Source organism: Streptomyces sp. AN091965, assembly GCF_022698285.1.
GTDB lineage: Bacteria > Actinomycetota > Actinomycetes > Streptomycetales > Streptomycetaceae > Streptomyces.
In genome coordinates, this window is sequence record NZ_JALDMY010000001.1 from 9,249,661 (window position 1) to 9,266,630 (window position 16,970).

The following is a 16,970-nucleotide window of genomic DNA, read 5'->3' on the forward strand; positions in this document are numbered from 1 at the left end:
CACGGGCTTTCACGGTGGCTGGAACACCAGGTGCCGACCCCACGCTCAGCCGGTCACGGCGCGGTACAGGGCAGGGTGCCGTCCTGCGCACCCTTGATCAGGTCTTCGTGAGCGGTCCTGACGCGCTGGGCGTCGGCCTTGAGGACCTGGCGATCGTACGTCAGCAGACCGTTCAACTCGCCCTCCACATCGGAGATCTGGGTGTACACGGCGCCGTTGCCGCCCTTGCAGGCGAGGGCGCGGACCTCGGCGAGGCGGGCGAGGTGGTCGTCGGTGTACCTCTCCGGGTCCACGTCGACGTACGACATCTGGACCGACCAGGCGTGCCCGGGCACCGCGAGCCCCAGCCCGCCGTACTCGCCGCTGACCAGGGCCCTCCTGCCGTCGGGGGCGGGCTGGGCCGGGCTCGGGTAGCCGTGCTCGTCGACCACCTCCTTCAGCTCGCGCTCGTACTGGGCCCGCGCGGCGGCGTCCGGAGCCGTCCCCGCGGTCATCGCGGGCATGTCCTGCCACACCAGCAGGCCCAGCCGGTCCGCCCAGTGGAACCAGCGGTCCGGCTCCACCTTGATGTGCTTGCGCACCGAGTTGTAGCCGAGCTTCTTGTGCGTCCGCAGGTCGTACGCCAGGGCCTCGTCGGTCGGCGCGGTGTGCAAGCCGTCCGGCCAGAAGCCCTGGTCGAGGGTGGCCATCAGATAGACGCGGGTGCCGTTGAGCACCGTGCGCGGGGTGCCGCCGGCCTTCTCCACGGCGATGGAGCGCAGGCCGAAGTAGCTGCCGACGCGATCGCCGGTGAACTGTCGCAGTCGCACGGATCCTCCTTGGCTGAGGAAGGCGGCGGCACGGAGGCCGCGAGGGGCGAACGGCCGTGCACGGCGGTGCGAGGTTGTCCGTAGGTACGAGAGCACACCTCTGGTGCGAGAACCAGGGCCTGGCGGAAGCGGGCGCCGATCGGGCCGCAGCGGGCACGGAACGGAAGCCGCGTGGTCTGGACTTGCCATCGCGGCTTGCCTACTCTCGGCCCCATCCGCAGTGAGAGCGCTCTCAGAAGCCCCGGTCCGACCGCCCGCCCCGGTTCCACGCTCACCCCGGTCCGACCCCCCACCCCGGTTCCACCCCCACCCCGTCGGAACGACGAAAGGGTCCCCTGTGAGACGCAAGACGGGAGCACGTCTGGCCCTGTCCGCCCTGTTGCTGTTGGCGACCTGCGGCGGCACCGGCATCGCCACGGCCGCCACCTCCACCTCCACCACTCCCGGGTCCGAGGCCCCCGCGTCCGCCGGGCTCCTCGACGCGATGGAGCGCGACTTCGGCCTGTCGCCGAGCGCCGCGCGTGACCGGCTCGCCGCCGAGCGGCAGGCCGTCAAGGTCGAGCGCGCGGCGCGTAAGGCGGCGGGCGCCGACTACGCCGGATCCTGGTTCGACGCCGGGCGCGACCGCCTGACCGTGGCCGTGACCCGGCCGCGGGCCGCGGAGGAGGTGCGCCGCACGGGCGCCGCCGTCCGGCTCGTCGAGCACAGCGCGGCGCGCCTGGACGCCGCGAAGGCGCGCGTGGACCGCATCAAGGCACCGTCAGGCGTGGCGAGTTGGCGCGTCGACCCCAAGGCCAACCGGATCGTCGTCTCCGTCGTCGCGGGCCACGCCGCCGACAAGGACGTCGAAGCCTTCGTGCGCCGGGCCCGCGCCACCGCCCCCGTGCGGGTGGCGACGGTCGCCGACGCACCCCGCACCTTCGCCGCCGGGACCGTCGGCGGGGACCCGTACTACACCGGCAACGTCCGCTGCTCCATAGGCTTCTCCGTGCACGGCGGCTTCGTCACCGCCGGGCACTGCGGGCGCGCGGGGGCCTCGGTGCGCGGCTGGGACGGCTCCGCGATGGGCACGTTCCAGGGCTCGTCGTTCCCGGGCGACGACTACGCGTACGTCTCCATCGGCCAGGGCTGGTGGACCGTGCCGGTCGTCCTGGGCTGGGGCACCATCCCCGACCGGCTGGTGCGCGGCTCCACCGAGATGCCGGTGGGGACGTCCATCTGCCGCTCCGGCTCCACCACGCACTGGCACTGCGGGCAGATCCTGGCCAAGAACGAGACCGTCAACTACTCCGACGGCACCGTCGTGCACCAGCTGACCAAGACCAGCGTCTGCGCCGAACCCGGCGACTCCGGCGGCTCGTTCATCAGCGGAGACCAGGCGCAGGGCGTCACGTCGGGCGGCTGGGGCAACTGCTCCGGCGGCGGCGAGACCTGGTACCAGCCGGTGAACGAGATCCTCGCGCGGTACGGGCTGACGCTGCACGTCGCCTGACACGTCGACGCCGACCGGCCCCGCGTCCTACCGGAGCGTGCCCCCGTCGGGCTCGATCGTGTGGAAACCGGTGTACGGCACGAGCGCCGGAGGGATCGCGATCGACCCGTCACCGCGCTGGTTCTGTTCGAGGAGGGCCACCACGGTCCTGCCCAGGGGCAGCCCCGAGCCGTTCAGGGTGGCCACGTACTCCTTCCGCGGGCCGCGTTTGACGCGTACCCCGGCCCTGCGGCCCTGGAAGTCCCCGCAGTCGGAGACGGAGGAGATCTCGCGGAAGCCCTGCTGGCTCGGCAGCCACACCTCGATGTCGAAGGTGCGCCGGGCCGAGAAGCCGAGGTCTCCGGCGCGGAGGTCGACGACGCGATAGTGCAGACCGAGCCTGCGCAGGCATTCCTCGGCGTGGCCGAGGAGGAGCTGGAGCTGGGTGGCCGCGTCGTCGAGCGGGCACAGCCGCACCAGCTCCACCTTGGCGAACTGGTGGAGGCGGATCACCCCCCGGGTGTCACGGCCGTACGACCCCGCCTCCGAGCGGAAGCACGCCGTGTGCGCGGTCAGCCCCAGCGGCAGGTCGCCCGCCGCGAGCACCTCGTTCGCGTAGAGGTTGACGAGCGGCACTTCGGCGGTGGGGATCAGATACAGGTCGCGGTCGGCCACGCGGGTGGCGAACAGGTCGTCGGCGAACTTGGGCAGCTGGCCCGTCCCCGTCATCGCCTCGGGCGTCACGAGGTACGGCAGGCTGTACTCGGTGTACCCGTACTCCTTGGTGTGCAGATCGAGGAGGAAGGAACACAGGGCCCGCTCCAGGGCCGCGCCCGCGCCGCGGAAGACCGCGAAGCGCGCGCCGGACAGCTTCGTGGCCCGGGGCAGGTCGAGGAGACCGGCCGAGGAGGCCAGCTCGACGTGGTCGCGCGGGGCAAAAGCGAACTCCGGCCGTTCGCCCCAGCGCCGGATCTCGACCGGCGGTTCGTCGGAGCCGCCCTCGGGCGCCTCGTCGGAGGGCACGTTGGGCACGAGCAGGAGCAGGTCCCTGAGGTGGCTCTCGGCGGTGCGCTGTGCCTCGTCGGCCTCGCGGATCCGGCCCTTCAGCGCCTTCGCTGCGTCGAGGTCCTCCTGCGTCCTGGTCCCGCGTCCGCCGAGCTGCTTGGTGACCGCGTTGAGCCGCGCCCGGAGGGCCTCGCGGTGGGCGATGGCCTCCGCGCGCCGCCGGACGGCCTTGTCCAACGCGTCGGTGTCGAGGGCGTAGTGGCGTCGCTTCAGTCGCTCTGCGGCCCGTGCGCCCGGACGCAGCAACTCCTGGGGGTCGTGCACGCTGTCTCCTCAGTCGGTACGGGCGCTGTCGGCAGCGGCGGTGTCGGCAAGGGCGCCGGCGATCAGCCCGGCCAGCCGGGCCGGGCCGGTGTCGGCGAGGCCCGGCCACGCGGCGACCACGTGGGCGGGCCCTCCGGCCTCCAGGAACTTCGCGGCGACCAGCTCCTGGTGCTCCGCCCGGAGCTCGGGTCCGATGCCACCACGGGGGATCGTGCGCTCCTGCACGTACTGACTGCCGTCGGTCAGCCGCACCGTCACGCGGGCGGGCGTGGGTTTGGTCACCCGGGTGAAGTCGTCCAGCGGCTGACCGAGATCCCCGGTCAGCTCCAGCAGGTCCTGGCCGCCGAACTTCTCGATCCAGGGGCGCGCCCGGTCACCGGCCTCCCGCAGGGCTTCGCCGAAGGGGGCGTCACCCCGCATCAGCGAGCGGGTCATCCCAGGGTCGTGGGCGAGCCGTACCTTGGCCGCGAGGTTCCAGCGGTCGGCCTTCTCCACGGCCGGGGGAGTGAAGTCGTGGATCGAGAGGCCGCCCGTCAGCAGGGCGGTGGCCACCGGGTAGGGCGTGGTGAGGACGAGGGCGCCGATGGGCGTGCGCGAGCCGTCGAGATAGGGCTCCGCCTTCCGGGCCGCGTACGTCGTGTACAGCGAGCCCTCGACCAGGACCTCCTCGACCCGGTCCACGTCCCCGGCGCTCAGACGGGCGTGCAGGTCCACAGCGCAGTCGATCGCCGCGTCGATCCCCGGGCCGCCCGGGTGGAGCTTGAAGGACAGGGTCTCGGTGTGCCACCGCTGCCCGAGCCCACGCGCAACCGCCCCGGGCAGCGGTACGTCGGCGAACTGCCGGAGGAATCCGTCCTCGTGCTCCAGGAGGTCCGCCGCCCCGTGCAGCCCTCCTTGAGCCGCGTCGCAGGCGTCGAGGCCCAGGCGGACGCCCGCCGACACGTGCAGGAGGCGGGCGTCCGTCGTGAGGAAGCCGCGCATCAAGGTCCACGGCGGTGTGCTCAGGGCGAGCGCCAGGGCATCGGTCCACACCTCGGCGGGGGCGCGCTCGCACGCGAGGCGCCCGGCGACCGCCCCGACCACATGGGTGTGCAGCGCGGTCTGACCACGGAAGGGGCCCAGGGTCGCCGCCGCGGTGACGCGGGCCGCGCACTCGTCGGCGACGACGACCGCGCGCAGCAGCTCGGCGCCCGACAGGCCCAGGGCACGGGCGTAGGCGAGCGGCACGCCCACGGTCGAGGGACCCAAGTGGCCCGCGTACGCGGTGTCGTCGAGGTTGAGCCACGCCCCGGCCGCGGACAGCACGCGGGCCGACTGCGCCACGTCCTGCTGCCAGGGCGGGCCGAGCGCCCGGACGAGCCGCCGACCGTCCTCCTGGGCGAGGCCGGAGCGGATCGCGGCCACCTGGGACAGGACGTGGCTGGCGGCGAAGTCCCGTACACGCGCGGGCACGTCGGCGAGCCGCAGGGTGCTCGCCCAGCGGGCGAGGCACTCCAGCAGGCCCCGGCCGTGCCGGCCGGGCCCGGACGTCGTGTTCACGACTGGTCACCGGGCCCCGGGTGCCGGCCGTTCGTGAACACCGGCACCGCGCCGGGCAGAACCTCGACCGTGATGGCGGGGCGATCGCTCTCCACGACCTCCCCGTCGCTCTCGAAGTGCAGCGGGCTGCCGTCGACGCGCTCCAGCGTCACCTCGGCGCCGCGCGCGTAGACGACACCGGCGCGGCCCACGTGGGCGCCGGAGCGCAGGAGAGCGAGGGCGTCCTCGACGGGCAGCGAGGCGTCGAGCACGCAGACGTCCAGGAGCCCGTCGTCCGGCCGGGAGTGCGGCAGGATGTCGTACACACCGGCACGGTGACGGCCTCCGCCCACGTTCACCAGCGTCGTGGCGCCTTCGTGGACCACCCTGCCCTCCACCAGGACCCGGCCCGGATAGGGCCGGTATTCCGCGAGGGTCCTGGAGATGGCCTCCTGGTACCGGTCGCGCCCGGTGGTCGCGATGGAGCGGGACAGGGCCGTGGCGGCCGCGAAGAGTCCGGTGCTGACGCCGAGGACGACCAGCCGTTCGGGGGCGTCGATGCGGGCGAGGTCCAGTGGGCGCGGCGCTCCGGCGGCGCCGCTCAGCGCGGCGCGCAGGGCGTCATCCCAGGGCATGTCGTCCCAGAGGAAGCGGTAGTTGGAGTTCCCGGTCCCGCCCGGAAGGACCATCAGCGGCGGACGGTGCGGTGCACGGCGCACCCCGTCGACGACCTCCCGCAGGGTTCCGTCCCCGCCCACGGAGACGAGGACGTCCGGGTGGCCGTAGACGGTCGCCTCCTGCTGGAGCAGCTCACCGAGGAACTCGGTCGCATGACCCCGGCGCTGCGTCCAGAACACGCCCACCTCTTCGGCGAAGTCCGTGCACAGCGAGGCGACGGAGGCGACGTGCGTACGGGTCGTCGAGCCCGCCGCCGGGTTCGCGATGATGGCGATGCGGGGCTTCCGGTCACATGGAAGAGGCACGGTATCCACCAGGTCACCCTGTTCCGAAGAGAAAGTCCTTTGAAAAGCCCGAGCAACGAGAGGAAGAAGCTGCCGCCTTGGCGGAGAGGGCAGGATTCGAACCTGCGCGGGCCGAAGCCCGACCGAGTGGTGACTCGGTCCCCGATAGGCCGCTACGGGGACCTCTCCCTGTGCGATCCGACCACGCGTTCCCGAATGGGGTCAGGAACACTGTCGGCTTGCGCGGAGAGGGCAGGATTCGAACCTGCGCGGGCCGAAGCCCGACCGAGTTTTCACCCGGTCCCCGATAGGCCGCTACGGAGACCTCTCCTCAGCTTTTCCGCGACTTCCGCCGCCGTCCTGCTGTTGATGAATACTCTGCCCCATGCCTCTGACATCAGCCTGACGTCCCGCTGACGTTGGCGAACTCCGCCGTTTTCTTTTTCCGAGGTATTCGGAACACCACCGGGGACGCGGTGGCCGTCGGCACCGCGTCCCCGGTGAATGCACCGCGTTGGGGAGTCAGTTACTCATGAGCGTCGTCCCCGGCCGTGAGAAGGGCGTCGAGCCGCCGCAGCGCCTCGTCCGCGCCCTCGGCCACCGCACGGTCGTCGGGGTCCCCGCACAGCTGGACGAACAGGGTGGCGAGGCGCCGCTGCGTTTCCTCAAGCGTGGTGTCGAGCGGCGTGGTGGAGTTCTGTCGCGTGGGCATCCGGGCACCAGTCCTGTCGTGTGTCGGTCTCACATGGCGTTGGCGGCCCGCCAGATGTTGACGAACCCTTCGGCGCTCGCCCGGCCGGGGAACGCGGCGTACTCGGTGAGGACGAGGCTCTGGTTCCACTTCTGCTTGTACGCCAGCTGGGAGGAGGCCGGGTAGACGACCTGGTTCTCCCACAGGTGGTGCATCAGCCACTTGAAGCCGAGGCTGTGGCCGGGCACCTCCCGCTCGTCGCTGAGGCTGGTGAACGGGGTGAAGCCGAAGTGCAGCCACGGCACCCCCTCGGAGCGGAACACGTCGATCGCCGCCTTGTTGACCGCCTCCATGACCCCCGCCGGGCTGTCCGGGAGGCGACGGCTCAGGTCGTGCATCCAGCCCTCGTTGGCGCCGTACACGGGGGAGTAGGAGACGTAGCCGATGGCCTCGCCGTCGATGTGGCCGACGAACAGGCGCCGGTGCTTCTGCATCGGGCCGCCGGTCTGGCCGACCAGGTACTCCAGCGGGCGGGCGCCCTCGCCCTTGAGCGGCAGCCACCGGGTGTTGATGTCGTCGACGCCGTCCCGCCACTGCTCGTAGTCGGCCTCGACGACGGTCAGGCCGCTGCGCAGGGCCCTGGATATCTTGTTGCGCAGCTGCATGTAGCGGGAGCCGGCCAGGGTGAAGGCGGTCAGGTCGACGGCGTACGAGGCCCCCACCTGGTTCACGGTGAAGCCCTCGCCGGCGTAGATCTCGGCGTCCCGCCGCTGGAGCTGGATGACGGCCAGGCGGCGCCCGCGGGCCGTGGCGTGGTCCGCGAAGGCCCGGACGAGGTCCACATAGGACGCAGCGGGCGCGAAGGGCCCGCCGAACTGGATGAGGAAGTCGCCCGCCGGACGGTAGACGATGACCCCCGGCCGCCCGGGGAGGGCGAAGTACGAGTTCCCCTCGTTGACCGCGAGAAAGGAACTCGGGTTCTCCGACGCGCTGAACTCCTGGATCGCGTTGAGTACATACTCGACAGAGACGCCCAGGGTGTCCTGTGATGTCTGACTGCTCATACTGGAAGGCTCCTAGCCTGTCGGTCTGGTTTCTACGGTTCGCCGCGAAGCGAGCTCACGGCGTCGCCGCGAAGCGTGCTCACGGGTTCATCGCGAAGCGTGCTCACGCGCACGGGCCAAGGAACACCGCTGCTCATCGTGGAGCGCCGGGTGCGGGCACGCAATACCCGCAGCACTGAACTCCTGCGGCACGTCAGGTGTTTATCACCCGGATGTCAGCGAACCCCGTCCGACATCGCCTTGAGCGGGTGTCAGGAAGGTGTCAGACGCCTGTGTGAGACTTGCGGCACGTGCCGTTGAATCCCGGGTATTTCACCCGCCCATTTCCGCACGGCATTCTCCCCGCTCCCGCGGCATTCCGCCCCGGGAGCCGCATTCTGCCCGACGGACGCCGGAGGTTGGCTCAGCATGCGTTCTCTCGATACCGCCCGTGCAGCGTGCGAGCGCCTGCACCCCGGGCTGATCAAGGCATTGGAGGAACTCCCCCTCCTGGAGCGGGAGTCGCCGGACAGCCCCGTCCTCGACATCTTCCGCACGCACGGCGGGGCGGGGCTGCTCGTGCCCTCCGCGTACGGCGGCAGCGGAGCCGACGCCCTCGACGCGGTGCGGGTGACCCGCGCCCTCGGGGCCTCCTCACCCTCGCTGGCCGCGGCGGCGACCATGCACAACTTCACCGCGGCGATGGTCTTCGCCCTCACGGACCGCGTCATCCCGCCCACCCCCGAACAGCAGCAGCTGCTCGCCCGGGTGGCCCCCGAGGGGCTGCTCCTGGCCTCGGGGTGGGCCGAGGGCCGGACCCAGCAGGACATCCTGAACCCCTCGGTGACCGCGACACCCGTCGACGGCGGCTTCGTGCTCAACGGGTCGAAGAAGCCGTGCAGCCTGTCGCGCTCCATGAGCATCCTCACCGCGAGCGTGATCCTGCCCGACGAGGACGGGCAGCCCTCCCTCGCCGTCCCGCTGATCCTGGCCGACTCGCCCGGCATCACCGTGCACCCCTTCTGGGACAGCCCCGTCCTGGCCGGATCGCAGAGCAACGAGGTCCGCCTGGAGAACGTCCACGTGCCCGAGCAGCTGATCATCAGGGGCACCCCCGACGACCCCAGCCGGCTCGACGACCTCCAGACCGCCACCTTCGTCTGGTTCGAACTGCTCATCACCTCCGCCTACGTGGGCGCCGCAAGCGCGCTGACCGAACTCGTCCTGGAGCGGGAGCGCGGCTCGGTGACCGACCGGGCCGACCTCGGCATCCGGCTGGAGTCGGCCGTGGCGCTGACCGAGGGCGTGGCCCGCGCGCTGCGCGACGGCCTGTCCGGCGAGGACGCCGTCGCGGCGGCCCTGACCGCGCGGTTCGCCATCCAGAAGGCCCTCGCCGCGGTGTCCGACCAAGCGGTCGAACTGCTCGGCGGGATCGCCTTCATCAAGGCACCGGAGATCGCCTACCTGTCGTCGGCGCTGCACCCGCTGGCCTTCCACCCGCCGGGCCGCACGAGCTCCTCGCCGCACCTGGTCGAGTACTTCGACGGCGGACCGCTGCGCATCTGACACCCACCCGAGAGGGGGAGCGACCATGGACCAGCTCAACGCCTTCGAATCACCCACCACGACGCGCCTGCACCGCGGCGAGTACCTCACCGGACTGGGGGTCTCGCTCGGGCTCTTCATCGCGCACATCGGCGACGTCCGCTGGATCCCCGCGGTCCTGCTGTTCGCGTACATCGATCTGATCGGCTACATCCCCGGCGCCGTCGCCCACCGCAGGAGCCCGGACCACCGCGTCCACAAGGCGTACTACGTCCTGTACAACACGATGCACAGCCTCATCACCCAGGGCGCAGTGGTGGGCCTGTGGATCTGGATCAGCGGCCCGGAGTGGGCCCTCCTGGTGATCCCCATCCACCTGTGCGCGGACCGCGGCGTCTTCGGGAACTTCCTGAAGCCCTTCGCCCTGCCCTTCGAACCCGTGGTGAACGAGGACTTCGCCGGCCTCACCCAGAAGCTGTTCGGCAAGCGACCGGTCTCCGCCCCGGCCGCCACCGCGCCCGCCGTGGGCTCCCGGCGATGACGACACCGGCGACCGCCGCCCGCGACCGGTCAGGGGCGGTGACCGACGAACAGCGGCTGCGCGGCGTCACCCGTCGGCTGCCCACCGGCGTGGCCGTGCTCACGGCCCGGGACGGCGACGCGGCGCACGGCGCGACCGTCAGCACCGTCAGCGTGCTCACCCAGCGTCCGCTGCGCATCGGCGCCAGCCTGCGCCGCGGGTCCTATCTGGCGACGCTGATCCGGCGCTGCGACGCGTTCGCGGTCAACGTGCTGTCCAGCGGGCAGTCGGCCGTGGCCGACTGGTTCGCCAACCCGGAGCGGCCCCGCGGGCTGCGCCAGTTCGCCTACGTCCCCTGGGCGGCGCATCCGACCGGGGGCATGCCCATCCTCGGCGATGCCCTCGCGCACTTCACCTGCCGCCCGGCCGATCTGCTGCCCCTGGGCGCGAGCGACGACCTGCTGGTCGCCGACGTCGTCGAGGGCCAGGGACGCACCGGCAGACCCCTCCTCAACTTCGGCGGCGACCTCTACGACATCGAGCTGCGCGACGTCCTTCGCGTCCGCAGGGACGGGCCGAGCACCGTCACCTCCCTGGAGTAGGCCGCGCGCCCACCAGCAGAAAGGCACAGCCGACATGACCCACACCCTCCCGCCCGAGACCGACTGGGACCACGCCCCGGGGCTGCTCGACGGGGCGATGAACCTGGACCTCTCCGCCCGCCGCTGCGACCTCGCCTACTGGTTCAGCGGCGTCGCCCAGGGCACCCTGCGCGACCGTGCCCGCACCGGGCACACCGACGCGGAGGTCACCCCCGAGCACATGCGCGCGGACGGACCGCTGCGGGACGCCCAGATCCTGGAGCTGGGCTGCCGCTCGGTCGCCGAGGAACAGGGCACCCGCGTGCTCGCGCACTACGTGGCCAACGCCACCGGCATCGCGGAGATGGACTTCTTCGCCACCCAGCTCATGGACGAGGCCCGACACTCGATGGTGTTCCGCAACCACCTCGTCGAGATGGGAGTCCCGGCCGGTGAACTGCACGCCACCATCGCCGGTCTCTCGACGGACTACAAGCGCGAAGTGCTCGACCCGATCCTGGACTTCGCCGTGCGCGCGGTGCGCGACGAGGGCGACTTCGTCGGCGGCGTCGCGGTCTTCACCATCATCATCGAAGGGGTGCTCGCGCCGGCCGCCGAACTCAGCGAACGCAAGTGGAGCCTGATCGACCCCGCGGCCAGCGCCATCGCCCGCGGCGCGGCCATCGACGAGATCCGCCACCTCACCGTCGGCAGCTCCATCGTGCGCGAACACCTGCGGGCCGACCCCGGCTACCGGCCCCGGCTGATGGACATCATCAAGCGGGGCCGCACGCTGTGGGACGAGATCCCCGACAAGAAGTACATCCTGGAGCGCGAGCACCTGTTCCAGGAGGGCATGCGCCAGCACGCCGCCCTCATCGGCGACTACGAGGTCTGGCCCGGCCGGCCGCTCCTGGAGACCACCGCGGAGGAGCGCTACGCCACCGCCGAGCGCTGGACGGACAAGATGGCCGCCGCGCGCCTCGCGTACATGGGCCTGGACGAGGCCGTGGAGATCCTCCGTCTGACGTGACCCCCACCGCGGCGGCCGCGCCCGTGGGCTGCCGCGGCCCCACGCCGTTCACCGGGAAAGGACACCCCCTTGTCGACCACCCCCGCCTCCTCGGGGCCGGACGTTCCTTTCGGCCCCGAGGACACGCCCTGGCAGAAGACCTTCAGCGGACTGCGCGTCGTGGACGGGGTGCCCGCCGTCACCCCGCCGTCCGGTGACCCCCGGGACACGTACATGGACATACCGGAGGTCCCCTTCGCCAAGGTCCAGATCCCGCCCGCGGGCCTGAACGGACAGCAGTACGCGGAGGCCGAGGGCCTCTTCCGCCGCTATGTGGACGCGCAGACCCGCAACTTCGCGGGCTACCAGGTCACCAGCGACCTCGACTTCCAGCGGCTGAGCCACTACCTCGACCGGCACCTCAACAACGTCGGCGACCCCTACGAGTCCAGCTCCTACACCCTGAACTCCAAGCTCCTGGAGCGGGCCGTCCTCGACTACTTCGCCTCGCTGTGGAACGCCAAGTGGCCCCACGACGGCAACGACCCCGAGACGTACTGGGGTTACGTCCTCACCATGGGCTCCAGCGAGGGCAACCTGTACGGCCTGTGGAACGCGCGCGACCACCTGTCGGGCAAGCTGCTGCTGCGCGAGCGCGAGCACACCGGCCACGACCCGGCGTCGGTCGTCTACACGCAGGCGCTGCGGCGCGAGGGGCAGAGCCCGCACGCCTACGAACCGGTGGCGTTCTTCTCGCAGGACACGCACTACTCCCTGACGAAGGCCGTGCGCGTGCTGGGGATCAACACCTTCCACCACATCGGCAGCACCCGCTACCCGGACGAGAATCCGCTCGGGCCGGGCACCCCGTGGCCGACGGAGGTGCCGTCGCGGGACGGCGCCATCGACGTCGGCCGACTCGCCCCGCTGGTCCGCTTCTTCGCGAGCAAGGGCTACCCGATCCTGGTCAGCCTCAACTACGGATCGACGTTCAAGGGCGCCTACGACGACGTCCCGACCGTGGCGCGCACCGTGCGGGAGATCTGCACCGAGTACGGCCTCGACCGGCGGCGCGTCTACCACGACCGCGGCACGGACAGCGACTTCGACGAGCGGAGCGGCTTCTGGATCCACATCGACGCCGCGCTCGGCGCCGGGTACGCGCCGTATCTGCACATGGCCAGGGACGCGGGCATGGTCGACGAGGCGCCGCCCGTCTTCGACTTCCGGCTGCCCGAGGTGCACTCGCTCACCATGAGCGGACACAAGTGGATGGGCACGCCCTGGGCGTGCGGCATCTACATGACACGGACCGGCCTGCAGATGACCCCGCCGAAGTCCTCCGAGTACATCGGGGCGACCGACACCACGTTCGCCGGGTCCCGCAACGGCTTCTCGTCGCTGCTCCTGTGGGACTACCTCTCCCGGCACTCCTACGACGACCTGGTGCGGCTGGCCGCCGAGTGCCACCAGCTCGCGGGGTACGCCCACGACCGGCTCCTCGCGCTCCAGGACAAGCTGGGCGTCGACCTGTGGGTGGCCCGCAGCCCGCAGGCCCTCACGGTGCGCTTCCGCCGGCCCGGCGCGGAGATCGTCCGCAAGTACTCGCTGTCCTGCGAGACCGTGCACGAGGACGGCGAGCGCCGGACGTACGTCCATCTGTACGCGGTTCCCCACCTCAGGCGGGAGCTCGTGGACGAGCTGGTCCGCGACATGCGCCAGCCGGGTGCCTTCCCCGACGCCGGGACCGGCCCGGGCTGGGCCGGGGCGGTCGACTCCCTGGCCGCGCCGTCCCGGACGGAAGCTGTCGCCCGGCACTGACGCCGACGCCGCTCCCCCCCCCGCGGGGGAGCGCCCCGGGCCGCCGGGTCAGGCGTACGCGGGCGAGGGCGTGGCCTTGGGGTCGCCGAGGGCGCGGTGCATCAACTCCAGGACCATGGCGGTCACGTGCGCTTCGTCGATGTGCTCGTCGCCGTCCGCGACGAGGTCGTCCAGGAGGCCGTCGGCCGCGTGGTAGGACATCCGGAAGGCGAGGCGGGTGTCGATGGCCCGGAAGGCGCCCGCGTGGGTGCCCTGTTCCACGAAGTCGCACATGAGGTCGATGACGCGCTGGTTGGCCTGCCGGCACAGTTCGAGCGCCTTGGCGTTGGCCGATCCGTAGACGATCCGGTGCAACTCGGCGTTCTTCAGGGCGTGCCCGATGAGGGCGGTCATCACGCGGTCGATGGTCGGCCACCAGGCGGCGCTCTCGGCGAGGATCTCCTGCGCCGTGGAGACGATGGCGTCGACGTAGCGTTCCCAGAGGGCGCCGAGCAGATGGTCCTTGGACTCGAAGTAGAGGTAGAAGGTGCCCTTGCCGATCTCGGCCGCGTCGGCGAGCTCGGAGATGGTGGCCCGCTCGAAACCGGTGGTGCCGAACACCCGCTCTCCGGCGCGCAGGATGTCGTCCCTGCGGTCGTCGGGGCTCTTGGCGACCCGCTTCCTGCGCGCCTTCGGCTCCATGTCCACCTCCGTCGAACGGTGTTCCGGTTCCGCGCAGCATATCTGACCGGGCGTCGGTCAGTGTGTTGACTGACCGCCGGTCATTTGGTTGACTGACCGCCGGTCATTTGGTTGACTGACCGCCGGTCATGATGGCGGGCCCACCGCGCCGCGATCCACACGTGAGACATCCGAGGACGACATGACGACGGAACGACTGGCGGCCCCCGCCGGCGCCCCGGCCACCGCGGGAAGCCCGGTCCGCTTCTGGGCGACCGCCTACACCCTGCTCTTCTTACTGACCGGCACCAACCTGCCGACCCCGCTGTACCGCGGATACCAGCGGTCGTTCGACTTCTCGCCGCTGATGGTGACGCTCATCTTCGCGGTGTACGTGGCCTCCCTCATCCCCTCCCTGCTGATCGCCGGGCCGCTGTCCGACTCCATCGGGCGCCGCAAGGTGCTGCTGCCCGCCGTGGTCCTCGCCGCGCTCGGCTCCCTGGTGTTCGCGCTCGCCGACGGGGTCGGCTGGCTCTTCGCCGCCCGGCTGCTCCAGGGCCTGGCCGTGGGGGCCGCGTCCGGCGCGCTCACCGCCGCGCTGAACGAACTGGAGCCCCACGGCGACCGGCGCCGCGCCGCCCTGGTGTCGACCGTGGCCTCCGTCGGCGGCCTGGGGGCGGGGCCGCTGATCGCCGGCCTGCTCGCCGAGTACGCCCCCTGGCCGCGTGTGCTGCCCTTCGTCGTGGAGATCGTCCTGCTGGTGCCCGCGGGCATCGCCATGGCCACCCTCCCGACCTCGCGGCCCGCCACGCCATGGCGTCCGCGCCGCCCGTCCATCCCCGCCTCGATGCGCGGTGTGTTCGTCTCCAGCGGCACGGCCAGCTTCCTCGCCTTCTCCGTGATCGGGCTGTTCCTGAGCCTGGTGCCGACCTATGTGACGAAGCTGTCCGGGAGCGGCAACCTGGCCCTGGCAGGGGGAGCGGTCACGCTGATGCTCGCCTGCTCCGTGGCCGCCCAGATCGCCGCGTCGGGGCGCCCGGCGCTCGTGATCCAGATCGTGGGCCTGCTCCTGCTGGCCGTCGGTCTGGTGCTGCTTGCCGTGGCCGGAGAGATCGCCTCCCTCGCCCTCCTCCTCGTCGCCACCGTCATCGGCGGCGTCGGGCAGGGGCTGACCTTCCTGGGCGGCATCACGGAGATCAACCGCCTGGCGCCGAAGAGCAGGTACGCCGACGTCCTCTCCAGCTATTACGTCATCGTCTACCTCGGGGTCGGCGTCCCCGTCATCGGCGTCGGGCTCCTGGCCACCGGGACCGGACTGCTGGCGGCCGTCCAGCTCTTCGCCGCCGTCGTGGCCGCCCTGTGCCTGCTCGACATGCTCCTGCTGGCGCGCAAGCACCGCCGCCACGCGTGAGCCGCGACCGGCCCCGGCCGCGGCGCGTCCCGCCTTCACCTTCTACAGAACAGCGGACCACACTCATGGATGTCACCGCACTCGCTTCCGTCTACGAGGGCCTGCTCGCCCGGGCCGAGGCCATCGACGGCTCCACACCTCTGGGGGCCGAGACGCGCGCCGACGTGGACTGGCGGCTGTGCCACATCGCTCTGGCCGACCGGATCATCGCCACCGCCGCGGGCGAGCAGATCGAGGGGCGCGCCGCCACCGTCGACAACCAGCCCTCGATGGATCCCGGCCGCATCGCGGCGATCATCGACACGACCACACACGCCCAGCGCGTCGACAACGTGCGCCGCAACTGGGCGGAACTGCGCTCCGTACTGGAGTCGTTCACCACCGACGACGCCCGGGCCCGGCTCACCCTGCGGATGCACGACCGCAACGGCGAGTACGTCAGCGACTCGGTCCTCAGCTGGCACACCCTCATCGAGCTGCGGACGGCCAAGCACATCCCCGGGCACCGCGACGCCCTCGCCGAGGCCCTTTCGGCCTGAGGCGGGGCGCGGGAGCAGCGGAACGGCGCGGGTCCCTCCGCGACGGCGGTCGAGGAGGAACCCGCGCCTTATGGGTACATGTCAAGCGCAAGTGGGGTCCCGTAAAGACCGGTTGCGCATCGGCGCGGAACGCAGGAAAGGGGGCTGGGTGTCCACGGCCTCCATGACGGTGCTCCAGTTCAAGGCGGGGTTCTGATCGAGCACCGCCCTTTCGTAGGCCTGCATCATCGGGGAGGGGCTGAGTCCGAGTTCCTCGGCCAGCTCGTGGCGCAGGTCGCGGTAGACCTGGAGGGCCTCCGTCTGGCGTCCGGCCCGGTACAGGGCCACCATCAGCTGCTGGTGCAGCCGCTCCCGGAAGGGGTGCGCGATCAGGAGCCTGCGCAGCTCGGGGATGATGCGGTGGTGCTGCCCGTCGTCCAGCTCGCAGTCGAAGAGCCGCTCCTCCACCGCGAGGCGGGCCTCTTCGTAGCGGGTGGCGGCGGCCTGGCAGGTCGGTCCGCCCACGGGACCTCCGAAGGTGCTGCCCCGCCACAGCTCCAGCAGGCGGCGGCACTCCGCGGCGACCTTCGCGGGGGCTCCGGAGGCCGCCTTCAGCCATTCGTAACCGCGGGTGAAGACACGGGCGTCGAGCTGGTCCTCGCCCAGGGCGAGGCGGTAGCCGCCGGGGTGGGTCACCAACTGCGAGCCGCAGGAGGCGTGTTCCAGTGGTGCGAGTTTCCGCCGCAGGCGGCTGACGTGCGCGTGGATGGCGTTCTCCACCTCGTCGGGCGGCTCGCTTCCCCATATCTCGTCGATGAGTGTCTGTGTGGGCACCAGGGGCCCGTCGCTGACCAGAAGCGTGGCCAACAGGGCGCGCTGGAGTGTGCCCTTGGGGCGGATCGTGCAATCGGGAGACTGGATCTCGATCGCACCCAGGATCTGGAATTTCAGCATTGCTGCTCCGATGGTGGAAGAGGCCGAGGGTGCTTCTCCGTGCGGGGAGAGGGGGCGTTCGTCATGCGGGGCACATGGAATGCGTGGATTGCCCTGAAGGGCGGGAAAGGCGTGCGGCCGAGAGG

General features: G+C 71.5%; 15 protein-coding genes, 2 tRNA genes and 1 pseudogene. 8 read left to right on the forward strand and 10 right to left on the reverse strand.

Annotated elements, in window-relative coordinates:
- Positions 1-53 precede the first annotated feature (53 nt).
- Positions 54-785, reverse strand: a pseudogene (locus tag MQV74_RS38085) (glycoside hydrolase family 2); the annotation flags it as partial.
- Positions 786-1,146: 361 nt separating this feature from the next.
- Here MQV74_RS38085 and MQV74_RS38090 point away from each other — a divergent pair.
- Positions 1,147-2,301 (forward strand): S1 family peptidase, encoded by a 1,155-nt coding sequence (locus MQV74_RS38090; RefSeq protein WP_242728055.1) that lies wholly within the window; start codon positions 1,147-1,149, stop codon positions 2,299-2,301.
- Positions 2,302-2,328: 27 nt separating this feature from the next.
- Here the strand turns inward: MQV74_RS38090 and serS are convergent, their stop codons facing one another.
- From serS to MQV74_RS38125, 7 genes are all read right to left on the reverse strand, one after another.
- A complete protein-coding gene (gene serS, locus MQV74_RS38095; RefSeq protein WP_242728056.1) occupies positions 2,329-3,609 on the reverse strand; it encodes a serine--tRNA ligase in 1,281 nt (426 codons plus the stop codon).
- Positions 3,610-3,618: 9 nt separating this feature from the next.
- A complete protein-coding gene (locus MQV74_RS38100; RefSeq protein ID WP_242728058.1) occupies positions 3,619-5,148 on the reverse strand; it encodes an MmgE/PrpD family protein in 1,530 nt (509 codons plus the stop codon).
- Complete coding sequence (locus MQV74_RS38105; protein ID WP_242728059.1) at positions 5,145-6,119, reverse strand: diacylglycerol/lipid kinase family protein; 975 nt, start codon at positions 6,117-6,119, stop codon at positions 5,145-5,147. Before MQV74_RS38105 ends, MQV74_RS38100 begins: the two co-directional genes overlap by 4 nt.
- 69 nt (positions 6,120-6,188) lie before the next feature.
- Positions 6,189-6,278 (reverse strand) — tRNA-Val (locus tag MQV74_RS38110).
- Between the two features lie 55 nt (positions 6,279-6,333).
- Positions 6,334-6,420, reverse strand: a tRNA-Phe gene (locus tag MQV74_RS38115).
- Positions 6,421-6,615: 195 nt separating this feature from the next.
- Positions 6,616-6,801, reverse strand: a complete 186-nt coding sequence (locus MQV74_RS38120) for a hypothetical protein (RefSeq protein WP_242728060.1) — start codon at positions 6,799-6,801, stop codon at positions 6,616-6,618.
- 29 nt (positions 6,802-6,830) lie between these two features.
- Entirely contained in the window at positions 6,831-7,844 is a 1,014-nt protein-coding gene (locus MQV74_RS38125; RefSeq protein ID WP_242728061.1) for a DUF2156 domain-containing protein, read from the reverse strand.
- A gap of 408 nt (positions 7,845-8,252) precedes the next feature.
- Between MQV74_RS38125 and MQV74_RS38130 the strand changes: the two genes are divergently transcribed.
- The 5 genes from MQV74_RS38130 (at position 8,253) to MQV74_RS38150 (ending at position 13,302) form a co-directional block, all read left to right on the forward strand.
- Positions 8,253-9,389, forward strand: a complete 1,137-nt coding sequence (locus tag MQV74_RS38130; RefSeq protein ID WP_242728062.1) for an acyl-CoA dehydrogenase family protein — start codon at positions 8,253-8,255, stop codon at positions 9,387-9,389.
- Positions 9,390-9,414: 25 nt separating this feature from the next.
- On the forward strand, positions 9,415-9,909 hold the full coding sequence (locus MQV74_RS38135; protein ID WP_242728063.1) for a hypothetical protein: 495 nt from the start codon (positions 9,415-9,417) through the stop codon (positions 9,907-9,909).
- Entirely contained in the window at positions 9,906-10,490 is a 585-nt protein-coding gene (locus tag MQV74_RS38140) for a flavin reductase family protein (RefSeq protein WP_242728065.1), read from the forward strand. Before MQV74_RS38135 ends, MQV74_RS38140 begins: the two co-directional genes overlap by 4 nt.
- Before the next feature lie 34 nt (positions 10,491-10,524).
- A complete protein-coding gene (locus MQV74_RS38145; protein ID WP_242728066.1) occupies positions 10,525-11,502 on the forward strand; it encodes a VlmB-like protein in 978 nt (325 codons plus the stop codon).
- A 69-nt stretch (positions 11,503-11,571) separates the two neighbouring features.
- Entirely contained in the window at positions 11,572-13,302 is a 1,731-nt protein-coding gene (locus tag MQV74_RS38150) for a pyridoxal-dependent decarboxylase (protein WP_242728067.1), read from the forward strand.
- Between the two features lie 48 nt (positions 13,303-13,350).
- Here the strand turns inward: MQV74_RS38150 and MQV74_RS38155 are convergent, their stop codons facing one another.
- The gene (locus MQV74_RS38155; RefSeq protein ID WP_242728068.1) at positions 13,351-13,983 is read right to left on the reverse strand and encodes a TetR/AcrR family transcriptional regulator; all 633 of its coding nucleotides are present in this window, start codon (positions 13,981-13,983) and stop codon (positions 13,351-13,353) included.
- 181 nt (positions 13,984-14,164) lie between these two features.
- On the opposite strand from MQV74_RS38155, the gene MQV74_RS38160 reads away from it, so the two are divergent.
- Positions 14,165-15,373 carry an MFS transporter gene (locus tag MQV74_RS38160; protein WP_242728070.1) on the forward strand — a complete coding sequence of 403 codons (1,209 nt, stop codon included), beginning with the start codon at positions 14,165-14,167 and terminating at the stop codon, positions 15,371-15,373.
- A 65-nt stretch (positions 15,374-15,438) separates the two neighbouring features.
- On the forward strand, positions 15,439-15,912 hold the full coding sequence (locus tag MQV74_RS38165) for a hypothetical protein (protein ID WP_242728071.1): 474 nt from the start codon (positions 15,439-15,441) through the stop codon (positions 15,910-15,912).
- 81 nt (positions 15,913-15,993) lie between these two features.
- Here MQV74_RS38165 and MQV74_RS38170 read toward each other — a convergent pair whose 3' ends face one another.
- Positions 15,994-16,845 (reverse strand): AfsR/SARP family transcriptional regulator, encoded by an 852-nt coding sequence (locus MQV74_RS38170; protein WP_242728072.1) that lies wholly within the window; start codon positions 16,843-16,845, stop codon positions 15,994-15,996.
- Positions 16,846-16,970 lie beyond the last annotated feature (125 nt).